Source organism: Enterobacter cloacae complex sp. SHL012, assembly GCF_049237505.1.
Taxonomy (GTDB): domain Bacteria; phylum Pseudomonadota; class Gammaproteobacteria; order Enterobacterales; family Enterobacteriaceae; genus Enterobacter; species Enterobacter kobei.
The window spans coordinates 371,248-387,763 of sequence record NZ_JBMKIZ010000003.1 but is presented as its reverse complement, the minus strand read 5'-3'; the positions used below and the strand labels follow the sequence as shown (position 1 = coordinate 387,763).

The window sequence follows — 16,516 nt, the reverse complement described above, 5'->3', positions numbered from 1 at the left end:
TTTGTAGGCCCGGTAAGCGTTAGCGCCACCGGGCACAACACACCAAAGATTAGTGCGCGATCGGCTGCGCACCGTTCGGCACACGCACGTGCTTGTACTTGAACAGCGCGATGAACGCGAAGAACAGCACCAGCGAGTATGCGGCGAAGATCAGCCACACCGGCTGCCAGTTGGTGATGCCGTTGGTGGTGTACATCTCTACCACTTTACCGCTCACCACGCCGCCCAGAATACAGCCGAAGCCGTTGGTCATCATCAGGAACATGCCCTGTGCGCTGGCGCGGATTTCAGGCTTCACTTCTTTTTCCACGAATACGGAACCGGAAATGTTGAAGAAGTCGAAGGCACAGCCGTAAACAATCATCGACAGCACCAGCAGTACGGTGCCGAATGCGCTCGGGTCGCCGTAGGCGAACAGACCAAAGCGCAACATCCATGCCGCGATACTGATCAGCATGACGTTCTTGATGCCGTAGCGGCTCAGGAAGAACGGGATGGTCAGGATGAACAGCGTCTCAGAGATCTGAGAGATGGACATCATCACCGACGCATGCTCAACGATAAAGCTTCCGGCAAACAGCGGATTGTTATCGAAGCTGTGCAGGAAGGTGTTGCCGAACATGTTGGTGATCTGCAGCTCTGCGCCCAGCAGCATGGAGAAGATAAAGAAGATCGCCATCCGTTTGTTTTTAAACAGCGCGAACGCGTCCAGACCAAGCATGGTGCTCCAGCTCTGGTTTTTCTGCTGGTTTGAAACCGGAATGGTTGGCAGCGTCAGGGTGAAGATCGCCAGCAGCACGGAGAGCGCGGCACCGATGTAGAGCTGCATATGGCTCAGTTCAAAGCCTGCGAAGCTCACGCCCCACATTGCCATGATAAAGCCAATGGTACCCCAGATACGGATTGGCGGGAAATCGGTCACGATATCCATCCCGGCAGATTTCAGGCGGTAGTAAGAGATGGTGTTGATCAGCCCAAGCGTTGGCATATAGGCCAGCGAGTTAAGCAGGATCACCATAAACATTGCCCCCGGCGTGGTCACTTCGGCCGCCATAAACAGCGTCCCCGCACCTACCAGATGGCAAAGCATGTACAGCCATTTCGCACTTAACCATTTATCCGCCACGATACCGAGCAGTGTTGGCATGAAGACCGCCGCGATACCCAGCGAGCTGTAGACGGCACCGATTGACGCACCATCGAACTTGAGCGTCACAAACATATAGGAGCCGAGTGTAGTCAGCCAGCTACCCCACAGGCAGAACTGCAGAAACGACAATATTTTAAGCTGCAGCTTAAGGTTCATGTTACTTTCCTCACAAGTGAGCGGGAGATATGTTGTTTTTGGAACATTCAGGGTTGTTATTTGATGCAATTCTATCAGTTGGCAACGATATGTTTTGTTACCTCCCGCAAAAAAATGCAATCCACATTAATTTGCAGTTTGGATTGTGATGCAAATAACATTTTCGTATGGGTGGGGTGAGTGAGTGCGGCCTGATGCCCTCACCCTGACCCTCTCCCACGGGGAGAGGGAAAGCAGAACACCTTCTCCTTGCAGGAGAAGATGTGTTGATTATCGACGACGATAGTTCTTCTGCGCCGTATTGACCTTATACAGATAGCGGCGGGACTCCGCTGATGGGTGGCGGGTGGTGAGGGTTGAGTAAACATCCCCCGGCGCCATGCTGTTGATGATGTTTGCGGCCTGCACTTTGTCGTTCGAGAAGACGCGTAGCACGCTGCCCGCGCCGCCGTTATAGGCGGTGATTACGGCATAGCGGCGTGAGGTCGGGTTATCGATACCGCCGAGATAAACATTGTTCAGCATCGCCAGATAGGCCGTGCCGGTATCAATGTTGCTCTGGGGATCGAACAGATAGCTACGGCTCGGCGTGCCGGATTTGCCCTGCGCGCGGAAGACGTCCTTACCGGCGCTGTGCTGGACTACCTGCATCAGCCCCAGGGCGTCGGAACGGCTAACTGCGTAAGGGTTGAACGACGATTCGGTCTGCATAATCGCCAGGATCAGCGACTCATCCACGCCGTACTTACGTGATGCCTGACGCACCATGCCAAGATACTTATGCGCACGCTTGTCGAGGTGGTTCGGCACGAGGTTGATGGTGACGCTATAAATTATCTTCAGGCCGTTAGAGCGGCTCTTCAGTCGCGTCTGCAGCAGATAGTCGGCAAATTTCGTGGCGCGACCTTCCCAGCGGATTGGCTGGCCGGTTTGATCGACAACCTGACCGTACAGGAACGGCTCTTTCGAGATGGTGATATCGTCGGCATCGGAGTAGAGATCGATAGATCCCGGGTCGTCACCCATCAGCAGGGTTTTGATAATCGCCTGACGCAGTCGTGCCGCAGGGTCAGTACCCGCGATGGTTTCAATGGTGATCGTACCCTCATCAAAGTTGATGTGGCTACGGGTCAGATAGGCGTCGGTGTACTTAACGTAGTCCTTCGGTCCGGCAATAAGAACTTCGTTAAATCCCCATATGTTCTCGATGTTGTGGGCAAACTGCCCCATCAAAATGTCAAAACCGTTGGTGTCCTTGATCCAGGCTTCGTTGTAATCATCGCCTTTTTTTGACGAACAGGAGACCAGCAACGGCGCAACAAGGGCTAGCGCTAAAAGTTTTTTCATCATTCCGGGCGTGCGTGTTGTGTTTGCTTAGTCGTTGCTATTGCCCGGCGGAGCTTCGCTTGCACGGGCCTACGGTTTTGTAGGCCGGGTAAGCGTAGCGCCACCCGGCAACAGCCGCTCAATATTATTTTTCTGGAGGCGTATAGCCTTCGATGTGCACGTCTTTGCCTTCAAACAGGAAGTTCACCATCTCCTGTTCCAGCAGCTTGCGGTGTTCCGGGTTCATCATGCTGAGCTTTTTCTCGTTAATCAGCATGGTCTGCTTTTTCTGCCACTGTCCCCAGGCTTCTTTGGAGATCTCGTTATAAATGCGTTTACCCAGATCACCCGGATAAAGCTGGAAATCCTGGCCTTCAGCGTCACGCTGCAGGAAAGTACAAAAAATCGTTCTGGCCATACTCATTCCTCTTTTTCTTGTCGATGCTAAACCATTGCACCGGCACGTAATTGCTGTAACAGGCGCTCCACGGGAGCCGCCAGCCCGACTGATGGCGGTTGCGCTAAGTTATACCAGAGAGCGGTGCCTTCATCCATGCACGAGGCAAATGAGGACACGGGAAGCCACATCGGCACAATATCCAGGTGGAAATGGCTGAAGGTATGGCGAAACGCGGTCAGCTGCGTCAGGTTATCGGCAGCAATACCGCGCTGTTTAAGCCATTCACGCAGCAAATCTTCATCTTCAAACTGTGGGAAGCAGTATAGACCGCCCCACAGGCCGCTCGGAGGGCGCTGGGCCAGGAACACCTCGTCGCCGTGCTGCATCAGCAGCATATAGCCGGTGCGCTCCGGTAGCGTCTGTTTGGGTTTCTTACCCGGATACTGCGCCCATGAATGGTTGGCATACGCCGCGCAGAGATTATTCACCGGGCAGAGTTCGCATTTGGGTTTTGAGCGCGTGCAAACCATCGCACCCAGATCCATCATCGCCTGGTTAAAACGTTCGACGCCGTTGGCCGGGGTAACCGCTTCACTGATCTCCCACAGACGTTTCTCAACCTCTTTTTTACCGGGCCAGCCGTCCACGGCATAGCAACGTGCCAGCACGCGCTTTACGTTACCGTCGAGGATCGGGAAATGCTTACCCAAAGAGAGGGAGAGAATGGCTCCCGCCGTTGAACGCCCGACGCCGGGTAAATCTGCCACTTCATCGAAGGTTTCCGGGAATTTACCGTTGTGGCGCGTGGCGACCTGCTGTGCGGCTTTGTGCAGATTACGCGCGCGGGCGTAATAGCCCAGGCCTGTCCACAGGTGCAATACCTCGTCCAGCGGGGCATTCGCCAGGTCTGTCACCGTCGGGAAGCGTGCCATAAAACGCTCAAAGTATGGGATCACCGTAGCGACCTGCGTTTGTTGCAACATCACTTCGGAGAGCCATACTTTGTAAGGCGTTTTTTCAATTTGCCAGGGCAGGGTTTTACGCCCGTATTTGTCGTACCAGTCCAGCACCTGGGCTGAAAATTGAGAGGCTTGCATGGTCATCGATTCACATAATCAGGGACGCAGATTGCAGCACAGCGTCAATCTGCTGTAAACCGGATCTTTCCCATGCTTGCATAGACGCCTTAACTTTGGATAATGCCCGTTTCCCGAACATTCTCACAAGCAGACAACTCTTTTATGAAAAACGACGTCATTTCACCGGAATTTGATGAAAACGGTCGCCCGCTGCGCCGTATTCGCAGCTTTGTCCGTCGTCAGGGCCGCCTGACAAAAGGGCAGCAACATGCGCTGGACAACTACTGGCCGGTGATGGGCGTTGAGTTCAGCGAGCAGCCGCTGGACTTTGCCGGGCTGTTTGGCCGCGAAGCGCCAGTCACGCTGGAGATTGGTTTTGGTATGGGCACCTCTCTGGTGACCATGGCGCAAGCTCGCCCGGAGCAGAACTTCCTCGGTATTGAAGTGCACTCCCCGGGCGTCGGCGCGTGTCTCGCAACTGCCCATGAAGAGGGTGTAGAGAACCTGCGCGTCATGTGTCATGACGCGGTGGAAGTGCTGCACAAAATGATTCCTGACAATTCTTTAACCATGGTTCAGCTCTTTTTCCCTGACCCGTGGCACAAAGCACGTCATAATAAACGCCGTATCGTTCAGGCACCGTTTGCCGAGCTGGTGAAAAGCAAGCTGAAACTGGGCGGCGTCTTCCATATGGCGACCGACTGGGAACCTTATGCGGAACATATGCTGGAAGTGATGTCGTCTCTGGACGGGTATAAAAACCAGTCTGAAAGCAACGACTATGTTCCGCGTCCGGATTCACGTCCGGTAACGAAATTTGAACAGCGTGGCCATCGTCTTGGTCACGGTGTATGGGACTTAATGTTCGAGAGGGTGAAATAATGGCAAAGAATCGTAGCCGTCGTCTGCGTAAAAAAATGCACATCGAAGAATTCCAGGAAGTGGGTTTCTCCGTTGCGTGGCGTTTCCCGGAAGGCACCAGTGTAGAACAGATCGATCAGGACGTGGATGCCTTCATCAACGACGTGATTGAGCCCAACAAGCTGGCCTTCGACGGTAGCGGTTACCTGGCGTGGGAAGGTCTGATCTGCACCCAGGATGTGGGTAAATGCACCGAAGAACATCAGGCGCTGGTTCGTAAATGGCTTGAAGACCACAAGCTGGAAGATGTCCGCGTCAGCGAACTTTTCGACGTTTGGTGGGACTAATAAAGCAGTCAAGGGCCAGCATTAGCTGGCCCATTTTGTCTGAGGGAGTGTTTAAGATGCGCAAAACGTTGCTGGCTGTTGCTTTGATGGCAACCGGATTCACCGCCCATGCGGAGTATAAATGTAGCGTCACCCCGCGTGATGACGTGGTGTTAAGCCCGCAAACCGTGCAGGTCAAAGGCGAGAACGGCAATCTGGTGATTACGCCGCAAGGGAACGTCACCTTTAACGGCAAAGAGTACAATCTGACAGCCGCACAGCGTGAGCAGGCGAAAGACTATCAGGCCGATTTGCGTACCGCGCTGCCATGGATTAATGAAGGTGCCCTGACGCGCGTTGAAAAAAGCCGTGTTGCACTGGATAAGATCATTACCAAAGAGGTGGGGGAGAGCAGCAATATGCGCTCCCGCCTGACGAAGCTCGATAAGCAGCTCAAAGAGCAGATGAACCGGATTATCGAGACGCGCTCTGATGGCCTGACGTTCCACTACAAGGCGATTGATCAGGTCCGTGCTGACGGACAGCAGCTGGTGAACCAGGCGATGGGCGGCATTCTGCAGGACAGCATCAACGAGATGGGGGCTAAAGCGGTCCTGAAGGGCGGCGGTAACCCGCTGCAGGGCGTGCTGGGCAGTCTGGGTGGCTTGCAGACCTCAATTCAGAACGAGTGGAAGAACCAGGAAGATGATTTCCAGCAGTTCGGCAAAGACGTGTGTAAACGCGTGGTGTCGCTGGAAGATAGCCGGAAGGCGCTGGTGGGGACGTTGAAGTAATCCTCTGCGCGCTGGGCCCCTCACCCTAACCCTCTCCCCAAAGGGGCGAGGGGATGGTTTGCTCCCTCTCCCTTTTAGGGAGAGGGCCGGGGTGAGGGTTGCAGCATTTGCAGTGTTTCAAGGATCTTTTCTAATACAGCTTCTTCGTTTTTCCAGAGTTCGTTGTTCCAGAAGCGAATGACATACCAGCCCTTTTGGTGTAACCACTTCGACCTTTGGCGATCGTATTCCTGATTTTCATCATGCTGTCCGCCATCCAGTTCAATGGCCAGGCGAGCCGCACAGCATGCGAAATCCAGGATGTAGTTTCCTGCCGGATGCTGTCGGCGAAATTTATAATTTTCGAAACGGCGGCTTCGTAATAAATACCAAAGCCGTCTTTCTTCCTTCGTCAGCTCGCGTCTGAGCTGTTTAGCGTATGATCGCGTAATTTCCATCCCCACACTCTGCCAGCTTTTCCTTCAGCCGGCAGAACGGGATGCAAAAACCTGAATTAGCCTTCAGGAATCGTCGGCGAGGAACAGCTCAAGAAGGGAATTTAAGAACAGTTTGCCGTGCTCGGTGATCTGCCAGTAATCTTCACACTCAGTCAGATACCCCTGCGCCAGCGCCTCGTCAATCTGAGGACGAATCACTGACTCCGGCAGACCGGTGTAACGCGCAAATTCCGCGCGCGGCGCGGCTTCCAGCAGGCGGAAGCGGTTCATAAAGAACTCAAACGGTTTATCCGCCGCCTCAACGTCGTGCTGGCGCTCGAGATAACGACCTTCCATATACCCTCGCGGGTGGCGGGTTTTGGCGGTACGCAGAATGCGACCGTCCGGGAAAGTCACCTTACCGTGCGCGCCGCAGCCAATTCCCAGGTAGTCGCCAAAACGCCAGTAGTTCAGGTTGTGCTGACACTGATACCCCGGTTTCGCATACGCAGAGGTCTCGTACTGCTGATACCCCGCAGCGGTTAACAACTGGTGGCCCTGCTCGAAAATATCCCACAGCGCGTCGTCATCCGGCAGTACCGGAGGACGGGAACCAAACAGCGTGTTGGGTTCAATGGTGAGCTGATACCAGGACAGATGCGGCGGGTTAAGTTCAATCGCCTGGCGCAGATCGTCCAGCGCTTCGTCGAGCGACTGGTCCGGCAGGCCGTGCATCAAATCGAGGTTAAAGCTGCGCAGACCCAGTCCTGTCGCCAGGTTTGCCGCACGCTTTGCTTCCTCAGGACCGTGAATGCGCCCCAGGCGCTTCAGTTTTGGCTCGCTAAAGCTCTGCACGCCGATGGAAATACGGTTCACGCCTGCACGCTGATACTCGACAAAACGATCGGCCTCTACGGTACCGGGGTTGGCTTCCATCGTAATTTCAGCATCCGCGGCCAGGCTCAGGCGCGCACGCACGCCGTCCAGCAGCGTCTGCATCGCCGGGCCTGACAGCAGGCTCGGCGTACCGCCACCAATGAAAATGGTCTTAACTTCACGTCCCTGTGCGTAAGGTACATCGGCGTCCAGGTCAGCCAGCAGATGCGCAACGTAGTCATCGTGCGGCACTTCACCTTTCAGCGCGTGCGAGTTGAAATCGCAGTACGGGCATTTCTGCACGCACCACGGGATGTGAATATAAAGACTCAGAGGTGGCAAATTAGCCATTACGCAGTGCTTCCAGTAACAGTTTCAGTGCGCGCCCACGGTGGGAAATCGCGCTTTTCTCTTCGCGGGTCAGTTCCGCTGCGGTTTTGCCCTCGGACGGGACAAAGAAAATCGGGTCGTAGCCAAAACCGCCGTTGCCCGCAGCTTCACGGGTAATCACGCCCGGCCAGCTACCGTGGCAGACGATCGGCGTCGGGTCCTCTGCGTGACGCAGATAGACCAGCACGCAGTGGAACTGTGCGGTCCGCTGTTCGTCCGGTACGTCTTTCAGGGCAACAAGCAGCTTTTCCAGATTCTGCTGGTCGGTTGCATCAACACCGGAATAACGAGCAGAGTAAATCCCCGGCGCGCCGCCAAGGAAATCGACGGCCAGACCGGAGTCATCGGCAATGGCGGGCAGACCGGTAATCTGCGCGGCATGGCGTGCTTTCAGGATCGCATTTTCAATAAACGTCAGCCCCGTCTCTTCGGCAGAATCTACGCCAAGATCGGTCTGAGCGACCACATCCAGCCCAAAATCATTTAATAGCGAGGCCAACTCGCGCACTTTACCGGCGTTGCCGGTCGCGAGAACAACTTTCTGCATGGTTTAGTCCTGTTCTGTCAAAGCCGCGACTTCCGTCGGGATGGATTGCGGGTTGAGGATTTTTACCTGTTTATGCCGCCCCAGTTCGCCTTTTTCAATGATGACCTGGCTTTTGGCCACGCGAAACTGTTTTGCCAGATATTTGGTCAGATGCGCGTTTGCCTGACCGTCAACCGGCGGGGCGGTGATGGCGACTTTTAACTCGTCGCCATGCAGTCCAACAATACTGTCACGGCTGGCTTTCGGCTGAATATACAGCCGCAAAACCAGCCCGTCAGCGCAGGTGCTTACGGCACTCATAGCGCCATCCACAGCCCCGGCAACAGCATGTCGCCCGTAGACTGCAGCAGTTCAGCGATCCCCATGTTGATCACATAGAGCAGCAGAACCAGAATCATCGGGGAGAAGTCGATGCCGCCCATAGAGGGAAGTAAGTTACGGATCGGACGCAGCAGCGGCTCGGCCAGCTGAATCAGGGCATACTCTACCGGGCTACGCCCCTGGCTCACCCAGCTCATGATGGCCATCACCAGCAGCACCCAGAAAATCAGCAGACCGACGGTTTTGATCAGAATCAGCACGGCGGCAATCCAGATAATCGGCTGGAAGGTGATGACCATAAACAGCACGATGGCTTTGATAACGCTAAGAATAAACGCTACCAGCAGCGAAGCGCTGTCGATGGGACCCATGGCCGGGATAATGCGGCGCAGGGGCCCGACAATAGGTTGCGTGATTTTCACGACAAACTGGGAGAACGGATTGTAAAAATCACAACGGGCCCACTGCATCCAGACGCGCAGCAAAAGCGCCATCGTATACAGCTCAATGACCGTTGAGAGCAGGAAAGTCAACGTCTTCATGGCGTTCCTCAGGTTTCCTTATTATTTGGAGTAGTCGCGCGCACCGAAAATGGCGGTACCGATGCGCACCATAGTGCTGCCTGCCGCGATGGCGGCTTCCATATCATCCGACATGCCCAGAGAAAGCGTGTCTACCGTGTTGTAGCGCGCTTTAAGCGCCTCAAATGCTACAGCCATTTGCTGTGCCACGGCAAACTGCCTTTCATAACTTGACTCTGGCGCCGGAATAGCCATCAGCCCACGCAGGGTTAAGCGTGGCAGGGCGGCCACGTCTGCGGCCAGCGCATCCAGCTCGCTTAGCGCAATGCCGGACTTGCTATTTTCGTCGCTGATGTTGATTTGTATCAGCACGTTAAGCGCTGGCATCTCTGCCGGGCGTTGTTCGTTCAGGCGTGTGGCAATGCGCAGACGGTCAATCGTATGGCACCAGTCGAAGTGCTCTGCCACCAGACGGCTTTTGTTCGACTGCAGTGGACCAATAAAGTGCCACTGAAGATCCGTATTCCCCTTTTCCCGGAAGTCGCGAATTTTATCCACGCCTTCCTGCACGTAGTTCTCACCAAATGCGCGCTGGCCTGCATCAATCGCTTCTGCGATGGCGCTCGCAGGCTTGGTTTTGCTGACTGCAAGGAGCGTAATTTCTTCTGAAGCACGGCCGCAACGCGTTGCGGCAGCTGAGATTTTGTCCCGGACCTGTGCCAGGTTATGCGCAATGTCGTTCATTTTCCGAGGAGTAGTCTATGGATGTGGAAGAAATGGTGGCCCTTAGTGTAAAGCATAACGTCTCCGATCTACACCTGTGCAGTGATTCGCCACCACGCTGGCGCCGGTCAGGACGCCTTGAACCCGCGCCGTTTCCGCCGCCAGATGTCGGGGCGTTATTAAAAGCGTGGCTCAATGATGAGCAGCAGGGAAGCTGGTGGGCTCACGGTCAGGTCGATTTTGCCGTGACGGTGGCAGAAGGCCAGCGTCTGCGTGGGAGTGCGTTTAAGCAGATTAACGGGGTGTCCATCGCCCTGCGGTTGCTGCCACGCACCTGTTCGCCACTCTCTTCGCTGGGCGTGCCGCGTGCCATTCCGGAACTGTTATCCAGTGACAACGGGTTGATTCTGGTGACGGGGGCGACCGGCAGCGGCAAATCCACCACTCTGGCGGCGATGGTCGATTTTCTCAACCACCATACTGACGGACATATCCTCACGCTTGAAGATCCGGTGGAGTATCTGTACCGGAGCGAACGCTGCCTGATTCAGCAGCGGGAGATAGGTCAGCACTGCCCGTCTTTTGTCGAGGCACTACGCGGAGCGTTACGCGAGGATCCAGATGTGATTTTGCTGGGGGAGCTGCGTGATGCAGAGACGATCCGTCTCGCGTTGACGGCGGCGGAGACCGGGCATCTGGTGCTGGCGACACTGCATACGCGGGGTGCCTCGCAGGCCATTGAGCGGCTGGTGGACACCTTCCCGGCGCAGGAGAAAGACCCGGTACGTAACCAGCTGGCCGGTAGCCTGCGTGCGGTGCTGGCACAGAGGCTGCTTCCCGACCTGCAGGGTGGGCGTGTCGCGCTGTATGAACTGCTGGTGAATACCCCGGCGGCGGCAAATCTGATTCGTGAAGGAAAAACGTGGCAACTGCCCGGTATCATTCAAACAGGCCAGCAGGCGGGAATGCAGAACTTTGATCAAAGCGTGGCGGAGAGACGGGCGCAGGGGCGGCTATAGGCCCCTGAGATTAATAGCCCTGTTCGAAATAGCTTTCGAGGATGATGACGGCAGAGGCGGAGTCTACGCTGCCTTTGTTGAGCGCCCGGAAGCCGCCGTGCTCAAACAGGCCAGCACGCGCTTCGACGGTGCTAAGACGCTCGTCGTGAAGCTTCACGGAGACGCCAAAGCGGCCATGGATTTTATTGGCGAACTTACGTGCGCGGGCGGTAAGGGGTTGTTCGGTGCCGTCCATATTCAGCGGCAGCCCAACGATAACATCATCCGGTTGCCACTCTTTCAGCAGACGTTCGATAAGATTCCAGTCAGGCGTGCCGTCGTTGGCCTTCAGGGCCGTGAGCGGACGCGCGGTACCGGTGATGCGCTGACCCACAGCGACGCCAATGCTTTTGGTACCAAAATCAAAGGCCAAAAGTGTTCCGCTCATCAGGCGTGCCCCGCGACACCAGGCATGGTCAGAATATCAATGCCAATCAGTTTTGCCGCATCGCGCCAGCGATCGGCTATCGGGGTTTTAAACAGAATATTCATGTCCGCTGGTGCGGTAAGCCAGGCGTTATCGAGGATTTCCTGCTCAAGCTGGCCTTTCTCCCACGACGAGTAACCCAGCGCCACCAGCACTTCGGAAGGCTGTTCTGCGGTACCCAGCGTTTCGAGCACGTCGCGCGAGGTGGTGATCACGGTGTTATCGGAGATGCGGATACTGGAAGAGAATACCGGCGGGGTATGCAGGATAAAGCCGCGATCTTCTGCAAGTGGTCCGCCCAGCATCACCGGTTTATCAAGCCGGATCTCCGGCAGTCGTGCTTCAGCCGGGATTTTCAGCTTGTCCAGAATCCCTTCAACCTGCAGGTTTTCCAGCGGCTTATTGATGATAATGCCCATCGCGCCGTCTTCATTGTATTCACAAATATAAACCACGGCGCGGCGAAAAATCGGATCCTGGAGAGCAGGCATGGCAATAAGAAAGTGATGCTGTAAATTCATTGTCAGAGGTACTGTTTCCTGGTTTAAAAAGCGACAGCGCCCAGTATGGGGATAAAGCCGGGCGCTGTCACAGATTATTTCTGTAAACGTTTTTCGATAGCGTCCATCAGCATTCCGGTGATCGAGATCGGGAACTCCGCTTCGATTTCGCGAATGCAGGTTGGGCTGGTGACGTTCACTTCCGTCAGGCGATCGCCAATGATGTCCAGGCCAACAAAGATCAGGCCTTTGGCTTTAAGCGTTGGGCCAACGCGGCGGGCAATTTCCCAGTCGCTTTCGGTCAACGGGCGCGGCTCACCGCGTCCACCGGCCGCCAGGTTACCGCGCGTTTCGCCACCCTGTGGGATACGTGCCAGGCAGTAAGGTACGGGTTCGCCATCCACGACCAGAACGCGTTTGTCGCCATCTTTAATGGCGGGCAAATAGTTCTGGGCCATGCAGTAGCGGGTACCCAGTTCGGTCAGGGTTTCGGCAATCACCCCAATGTTCGGGTCGCCTTCCTTCACGCGGAAAATAGACGCGCCGCCCATGCCATCCAGCGGCTTCATGATGATATCGCCGTGTTTTTGCCAGAATTCCTTCAGCTGAGCTTTACTGCGGGTCACCAGCGTTTCAGGCGTCAGGTCTGAGAACCAGGCGGTATAAAGCTTCTCGTTGCAGTCGCGCAGGCTCTGCGGCTTATTGACGATCAGCGTCCCTTTCTCTTCGGCACGCTCAAGGATATAGGTGGAGTAGATGTATTCGGTGTCGAACGGCGGATCTTTACGCATCAGAATAACGTTGAGATCGGCCAGGGCAATATCCTGCTCGGTGCCAAACTCGTACCATTTGTCGTAGTTCTGCTCGACGTTAACGATGCGGGTACGCGCGCGGGCTTCACCGTTGATCAGGTAAAGATCGTTCATCTCCATATAGTGGAGCTCATAGCCGCGACGCTGCGCTTCCAGCAACATAGCGAAGCTGGAATCTTTCTTGATGTTAATGTTTGCGATGGGGTCCATCACGATGCCGAGCTTAATCATGTTCTTCTCCGTTTATACTTCAACCCAGATCGCCAAACCGTACCTGTAGCGCGGTAATGGCCGTGAGTGCCGTTGTCTCAGTGCGCAGAACGCGAGGTCCCAACAGAATATCAGTAAACTGGTAACGCGCCGTCATCGCAATTTCGTCCGCCGACAGGCCGCCTTCGGGGCCAATCAGCAGGCGTACACGTTCAACGGGCAGCGGCAGCGTATTAATGCTGGCGCTGGCGCGCGGATGAAGATTGAGCTTCAGTCCGCTCTCCTCTTCGGCACACCAGTCCTCCAGGTCCATTGCCGGGCGGATCTCCGGTATGCGGTTGCGGCCGCTCTGTTCACACGCCGCAATGGCAATTTTCTGCCACTGCTGGATCTTTTTGTTCAGACGTTCCGCATCCAGTTTAACGCCACAGCGCTCGGAAAAAAGTGGCGTAATGAGGCTTACACCCAGCTCAATGGATTTTTGAATGGTGAATTCCATCTTTTCCCCGCGGGACATCACCTGGCCCAGGTGGATGTGCAGCGGCGATTCACGGTCGTCCACTTCACCGCGCAACACATTCACATGCACGCTTTTTTTATCCGCCCGGGTGATTTCCGCCTCGAAAATCTGATTAGAGCCGTCGAAAAGCTGTATTGCCTGCCCAGCCCCCATGCGCAGCACGCGGCCAACGTGGTTGGCGGCGTCGTCAGACAGGGCGATTTCGCGACCTGCGGTAATCAGTTCAGGGTGGTAAATGCGAGGAATGCGCATAGTCAGAAATTCCATATGTCATGCGAGATAAGCGAATTGCCGTAGTGTAGGTTAGCTCTTTTGCGCCTGGCAAGCCCGCTGGACGTACGGGTTATGATTCCCCTGGACTCTGGCGATGCGTTCGTCGCGCTGACATTCCCACTCCGTCACCGGATATTGCTTATCCCACGCATTGAACAACTGCGTCTGTTGACGGGAGAGGTTGAGGTCGTAGCGGTCACGCATGTAGAAGTAGGTGCGGGCGATGCTGCCGCGCGCGCGGGCAGGCGGCTCGGCGACTTTTTCTTTAAAATCCACCTTCATGCCGCACTGGCCATATTGGCCTTCGCCACCGTTCCACTGGCTGTACATAAAGTTGCCGCGGTCACCGTTCACTTCACCCACGGCGGGCTGCAGGTTATGCATATCGCTTTCCATCTGGCGGTAGACAGGATCTTTAGAACAGTTTTTACGACCGCCATCCTGCCAGCACTGGCGCTGGTGGCCAAACTGCCATGCCGGAACGACATGTTCCCATTCGATGCGGCTGGCGCGGTTTTCGTTTTTACGCACCTTATAGCCGCAGGACTCCAGGTCCACGACCCCTTTTTTACCCTGCCAGTTAATTTTACAGCCGCAGTAGAAATCGCCCGGCACATCGGCGTTCACCTTCACGCCTGCTGCCTTGGCCTGGGAAAAACTGTTGATACCATCGGCCAGAGCATGGCCTGAGAACGCTGTCGTCAGAAAGGCGACCGCGAGAGAAAAATTACGGGACATCTTACACTCCGTGTCAAAACGAGCCCGCAACGTAACGAATGTTTTTCCTGTATGCAATCAGTCAGATCAGGAAAGTTCCTGAATGTTCAAATGATTACTCCGCAATCAGCGGTTCGCCGCATTTGACGCAGCGGTAGGTCGCCTCGCCGCGGACCACGCGATTATGGCGGCGGACGGTAAGCTGATGCTGCTGACACTGGCAGCGGTAGGGGAACGTATTGCGACGTACAGATTCCAGCTCGAAATGATGAGTTCTGCGCGCCGGAACGCCCAGGACTGCCTCCATCATCCACTTCCACTCTTTTCCGTGCGGCGCGACGCGACCAAAATGTTTCCACACCAGGAGGTGAGCCAGCTCATGCGGCACCACTTCCTCAATAAACGCCTGCTGGTTTTCCATCATCAACACAGGGTTCAGGCGGATCTCATACGATTCCAGCCAGGCAGTACCCGCCGCGGTGCCACGCTGCTGATAGACGAGCTTCGGTTCAGGGTAATTCCGACCGAGCTTCAGGTTCGCCTGGGCGAGTTTTTCCCGCAGGCTGCGCATAACGGCTTGCTGAAGGGCGATGGGGAGACGGGGAGCTTTCATAGGGGCAGAGCATAAAGCGCGAAGCGGGGAGGCGCAAGAGGCGCCTCCCGCAAGAGGATTAGTCGTGTGCGCCGATTTCGCGCAGTGGACGACCTTTCATCAGGTTACGTTCAATATGTTCCAGTGAAACATGTTTGGTTTCTGGAACCAGCCAGATGGTCAACACAATAAAGAAGATGTTCAGACCGGCGTAGACCCAGAAGGTGTTGGCATTGCCCAGGGTATTGAGCATGGTCAGGAACGTCGCGCCGACGATCATGTTGGCAATCCAGTTGGTTGCAGTTGAGCAGGTGATACCAAAATCACGCCCTTTCAGCGGCTGGATCTCAGAACACAGTACCCAAATCAGCGGACCGGCGCTCATCGCGAACCCGACGATAAACATCAGCAGCATGCCTACCGCAAAATACTGTGCGGTTGGGGAGTGGATGCCGACGTGCATCATGGTGCCCAGCACGCCCATACCGATCGCCATGACCAGGAAGCCCAGCGTCAGGGTAGGTTTACGTCCCCAGCGGTCCACCAGGCCGATCGCGATAAAGGTCGCCAGCACGTTTGTCAGGCCGACGATGACGGTGCCCCACATCTGCTCGGTGGTGTTGGTATAACCCGCCAGCTCAAAGATTTTTGGCGCGTAATACATGATGACGTTCATCCCGGTGAACTGTTGCATCACCTGCAGCAGCACGCCGAGGAATACTGCGCGACGGAAGTTGCTGTTCTCTTTAAACAGCGCCCAGCCAGACTGCTTCACCTTCAGGCTTTCGCGGATCTCTTCCAGCTCGTTTTTCGCCTCCGCACTGGTGTCGCGCAGGCGCAGCAGCACCCGTTCGGCATCGTGGAAGCGGCGCTTTGCGGCAAACCAGCGTGGGCTGTCCGGCAGGAAGAAGACGCCAATCAGCAGCAAAATGGCCGGGATGATGATCACGCCAAGCATCCAGCGCCATGCCCCGCTGTAGCTGAACGCGGTATCGGAAAGATAAGCCCCGAGAATACCGATGGTAATCATCAGCTGGTACATCGAAATCATACTGCCGCGAATTTTCTCTGGCGCAATTTCAGAGAGATAGAGCGGGGCGGTGTAGGACGCGACGCCGACGGCCAGCCCCAGCAGTACGCGGGAAAGAATAAGCACTTCAACGTTAGGGGCGGCAGCAGAGAAGAGTGAACCGGCGACGAAGAGAATGGCACCAATCATCAGGCTCTTTTTACGTCCGAGCTTGAAGGAGAGCCAGCCGCTGCCGACAGCACCAACCGCTGCGCCAAACATCATCGAGCTGACCACCCATTCCTGGGTATGCGCGTTAATCTGGAATTCGTCTGCGATGAAGGGAAGGGCGCCAGCAATCACGCCGATATCCAGGCCAAAAAGTAAACCTGCCAGGGCGGCGAGGAAGCAGACGAAGAATGTCATCGCCTTGTTGGACGTACGCCCCTGTTTTTTATTGTCAGGCATTATGCCCTCCAGTTGGGTTATCAGTTTTATTGATGTTAAGGGTA

At 55.5% G+C, this 16,516-nt stretch carries 21 protein-coding genes; 4 read left to right on the top strand and 17 right to left on the bottom strand.

What is annotated here, in order from left to right:
* Positions 1 to 49 precede the first annotated feature (49 nt).
* From ACOTY9_RS12970 to mutY, 4 genes are all read right to left on the bottom strand, one after another.
* Complete coding sequence (locus tag ACOTY9_RS12970; protein ID WP_014885202.1) at positions 50 to 1,306, bottom strand: nucleoside permease; 1,257 nt, start codon at positions 1,304 to 1,306, stop codon at positions 50 to 52.
* A 270-nt stretch (positions 1,307 to 1,576) separates the two neighbouring features.
* Complete coding sequence (gene mltC, locus ACOTY9_RS12965) at positions 1,577 to 2,653, bottom strand: membrane-bound lytic murein transglycosylase MltC (protein ID WP_014885201.1); 1,077 nt, start codon at positions 2,651 to 2,653, stop codon at positions 1,577 to 1,579.
* Positions 2,654 to 2,777: 124 nt separating this feature from the next.
* The gene (locus tag ACOTY9_RS12960) at positions 2,778 to 3,050 is read right to left on the bottom strand and encodes an oxidative damage protection protein (RefSeq protein ID WP_003862425.1); all 273 of its coding nucleotides are present in this window, start codon (positions 3,048 to 3,050) and stop codon (positions 2,778 to 2,780) included.
* A 26-nt stretch (positions 3,051 to 3,076) separates the two neighbouring features.
* Positions 3,077 to 4,129, bottom strand: a complete 1,053-nt coding sequence (gene mutY, locus ACOTY9_RS12955) for an A/G-specific adenine glycosylase (protein ID WP_023338780.1) — start codon at positions 4,127 to 4,129, stop codon at positions 3,077 to 3,079.
* A 144-nt stretch (positions 4,130 to 4,273) separates the two neighbouring features.
* Between mutY and trmB the strand changes: the two genes are divergently transcribed.
* The 3 genes from trmB to ACOTY9_RS12940 are packed head-to-tail and all read left to right on the top strand — an operon-like array spanning position 4,274 to position 6,092.
* On the top strand, positions 4,274 to 4,993 hold the full coding sequence (gene trmB, locus ACOTY9_RS12950; protein WP_014885199.1) for a tRNA (guanosine(46)-N7)-methyltransferase TrmB: 720 nt from the start codon (positions 4,274 to 4,276) through the stop codon (positions 4,991 to 4,993).
* Entirely contained in the window at positions 4,993 to 5,319 is a 327-nt protein-coding gene (locus ACOTY9_RS12945; protein WP_348565913.1) for a YggL family protein, read from the top strand. Before trmB ends, ACOTY9_RS12945 begins: the two co-directional genes overlap by 1 nt.
* A 56-nt stretch (positions 5,320 to 5,375) precedes the next feature.
* Positions 5,376 to 6,092 carry a DUF2884 domain-containing protein gene (locus ACOTY9_RS12940; protein ID WP_014885197.1) on the top strand — a complete coding sequence of 239 codons (717 nt, stop codon included), beginning with the start codon at positions 5,376 to 5,378 and terminating at the stop codon, positions 6,090 to 6,092.
* A 74-nt stretch (positions 6,093 to 6,166) separates the two neighbouring features.
* On the opposite strand, the gene ACOTY9_RS12935 is transcribed toward ACOTY9_RS12940, so the two are convergent.
* From ACOTY9_RS12935 to ACOTY9_RS12910, 6 genes are all read right to left on the bottom strand, one after another.
* The gene (locus ACOTY9_RS12935) at positions 6,167 to 6,529 is read right to left on the bottom strand and encodes an endonuclease domain-containing protein (RefSeq protein WP_014885196.1); all 363 of its coding nucleotides are present in this window, start codon (positions 6,527 to 6,529) and stop codon (positions 6,167 to 6,169) included.
* Positions 6,530 to 6,592: 63 nt separating this feature from the next.
* Positions 6,593 to 7,735 carry a radical SAM family heme chaperone HemW gene (gene hemW, locus ACOTY9_RS12930; protein ID WP_023338778.1) on the bottom strand — a complete coding sequence of 381 codons (1,143 nt, stop codon included), beginning with the start codon at positions 7,733 to 7,735 and terminating at the stop codon, positions 6,593 to 6,595.
* The gene (locus tag ACOTY9_RS12925; protein WP_023331280.1) at positions 7,728 to 8,321 is read right to left on the bottom strand and encodes an XTP/dITP diphosphatase; all 594 of its coding nucleotides are present in this window, start codon (positions 8,319 to 8,321) and stop codon (positions 7,728 to 7,730) included. The genes hemW and ACOTY9_RS12925 overlap by 8 nt, the downstream gene beginning before the upstream one ends.
* A 3-nt stretch (positions 8,322 to 8,324) precedes the next feature.
* The gene (gene yggU, locus ACOTY9_RS12920) at positions 8,325 to 8,621 is read right to left on the bottom strand and encodes a DUF167 family protein YggU (RefSeq protein WP_014885193.1); all 297 of its coding nucleotides are present in this window, start codon (positions 8,619 to 8,621) and stop codon (positions 8,325 to 8,327) included.
* Positions 8,618 to 9,184 carry a YggT family protein gene (locus ACOTY9_RS12915; RefSeq protein ID WP_014885192.1) on the bottom strand — a complete coding sequence of 189 codons (567 nt, stop codon included), beginning with the start codon at positions 9,182 to 9,184 and terminating at the stop codon, positions 8,618 to 8,620. Before ACOTY9_RS12915 ends, yggU begins: the two co-directional genes overlap by 4 nt.
* A 21-nt stretch (positions 9,185 to 9,205) precedes the next feature.
* Positions 9,206 to 9,907, bottom strand: coding sequence for a YggS family pyridoxal phosphate-dependent enzyme (locus tag ACOTY9_RS12910; protein WP_014885191.1), 702 nt, complete (start codon positions 9,905 to 9,907; stop codon positions 9,206 to 9,208).
* Between the two features lie 17 nt (positions 9,908 to 9,924).
* Between ACOTY9_RS12910 and ACOTY9_RS12905 the strand changes: the two genes are divergently transcribed.
* Complete coding sequence (locus tag ACOTY9_RS12905) at positions 9,925 to 10,905, top strand: type IV pilus twitching motility protein PilT (protein ID WP_032635579.1); 981 nt, start codon at positions 9,925 to 9,927, stop codon at positions 10,903 to 10,905.
* A gap of 10 nt (positions 10,906 to 10,915) precedes the next feature.
* Here ACOTY9_RS12905 and ruvX read toward each other — a convergent pair whose 3' ends face one another.
* The 7 genes from ruvX to galP all read right to left on the bottom strand — a co-directional run bounded on the left by ruvX (position 10,916) and on the right by galP (position 16,472).
* Positions 10,916 to 11,332, bottom strand: a complete 417-nt coding sequence (gene ruvX, locus ACOTY9_RS12900; RefSeq protein ID WP_006811925.1) for a Holliday junction resolvase RuvX — start codon at positions 11,330 to 11,332, stop codon at positions 10,916 to 10,918.
* A complete protein-coding gene (locus tag ACOTY9_RS12895; protein WP_008499752.1) occupies positions 11,332 to 11,892 on the bottom strand; it encodes a YqgE/AlgH family protein in 561 nt (186 codons plus the stop codon). Before ACOTY9_RS12895 ends, ruvX begins: the two co-directional genes overlap by 1 nt.
* Positions 11,893 to 11,966: 74 nt before the next feature.
* Positions 11,967 to 12,914 carry a glutathione synthase gene (gshB, locus tag ACOTY9_RS12890; protein WP_023331278.1) on the bottom strand — a complete coding sequence of 316 codons (948 nt, stop codon included), beginning with the start codon at positions 12,912 to 12,914 and terminating at the stop codon, positions 11,967 to 11,969.
* 19 nt (positions 12,915 to 12,933) lie between these two features.
* Positions 12,934 to 13,665, bottom strand: coding sequence for a 16S rRNA (uracil(1498)-N(3))-methyltransferase (rsmE, locus tag ACOTY9_RS12885; RefSeq protein ID WP_023331277.1), 732 nt, complete (start codon positions 13,663 to 13,665; stop codon positions 12,934 to 12,936).
* 51 nt (positions 13,666 to 13,716) lie between these two features.
* Complete coding sequence (gene endA / locus ACOTY9_RS12880) at positions 13,717 to 14,424, bottom strand: deoxyribonuclease I (RefSeq protein WP_014885187.1); 708 nt, start codon at positions 14,422 to 14,424, stop codon at positions 13,717 to 13,719.
* 94 nt (positions 14,425 to 14,518) lie between these two features.
* Complete coding sequence (locus tag ACOTY9_RS12875; RefSeq protein ID WP_196361269.1) at positions 14,519 to 15,016, bottom strand: SprT family zinc-dependent metalloprotease; 498 nt, start codon at positions 15,014 to 15,016, stop codon at positions 14,519 to 14,521.
* A 58-nt stretch (positions 15,017 to 15,074) separates the two neighbouring features.
* Entirely contained in the window at positions 15,075 to 16,472 is a 1,398-nt protein-coding gene (gene galP / locus ACOTY9_RS12870; protein ID WP_014885185.1) for a galactose/proton symporter, read from the bottom strand.
* Between the last annotated feature and the right edge of the window lie 44 nt (positions 16,473 to 16,516).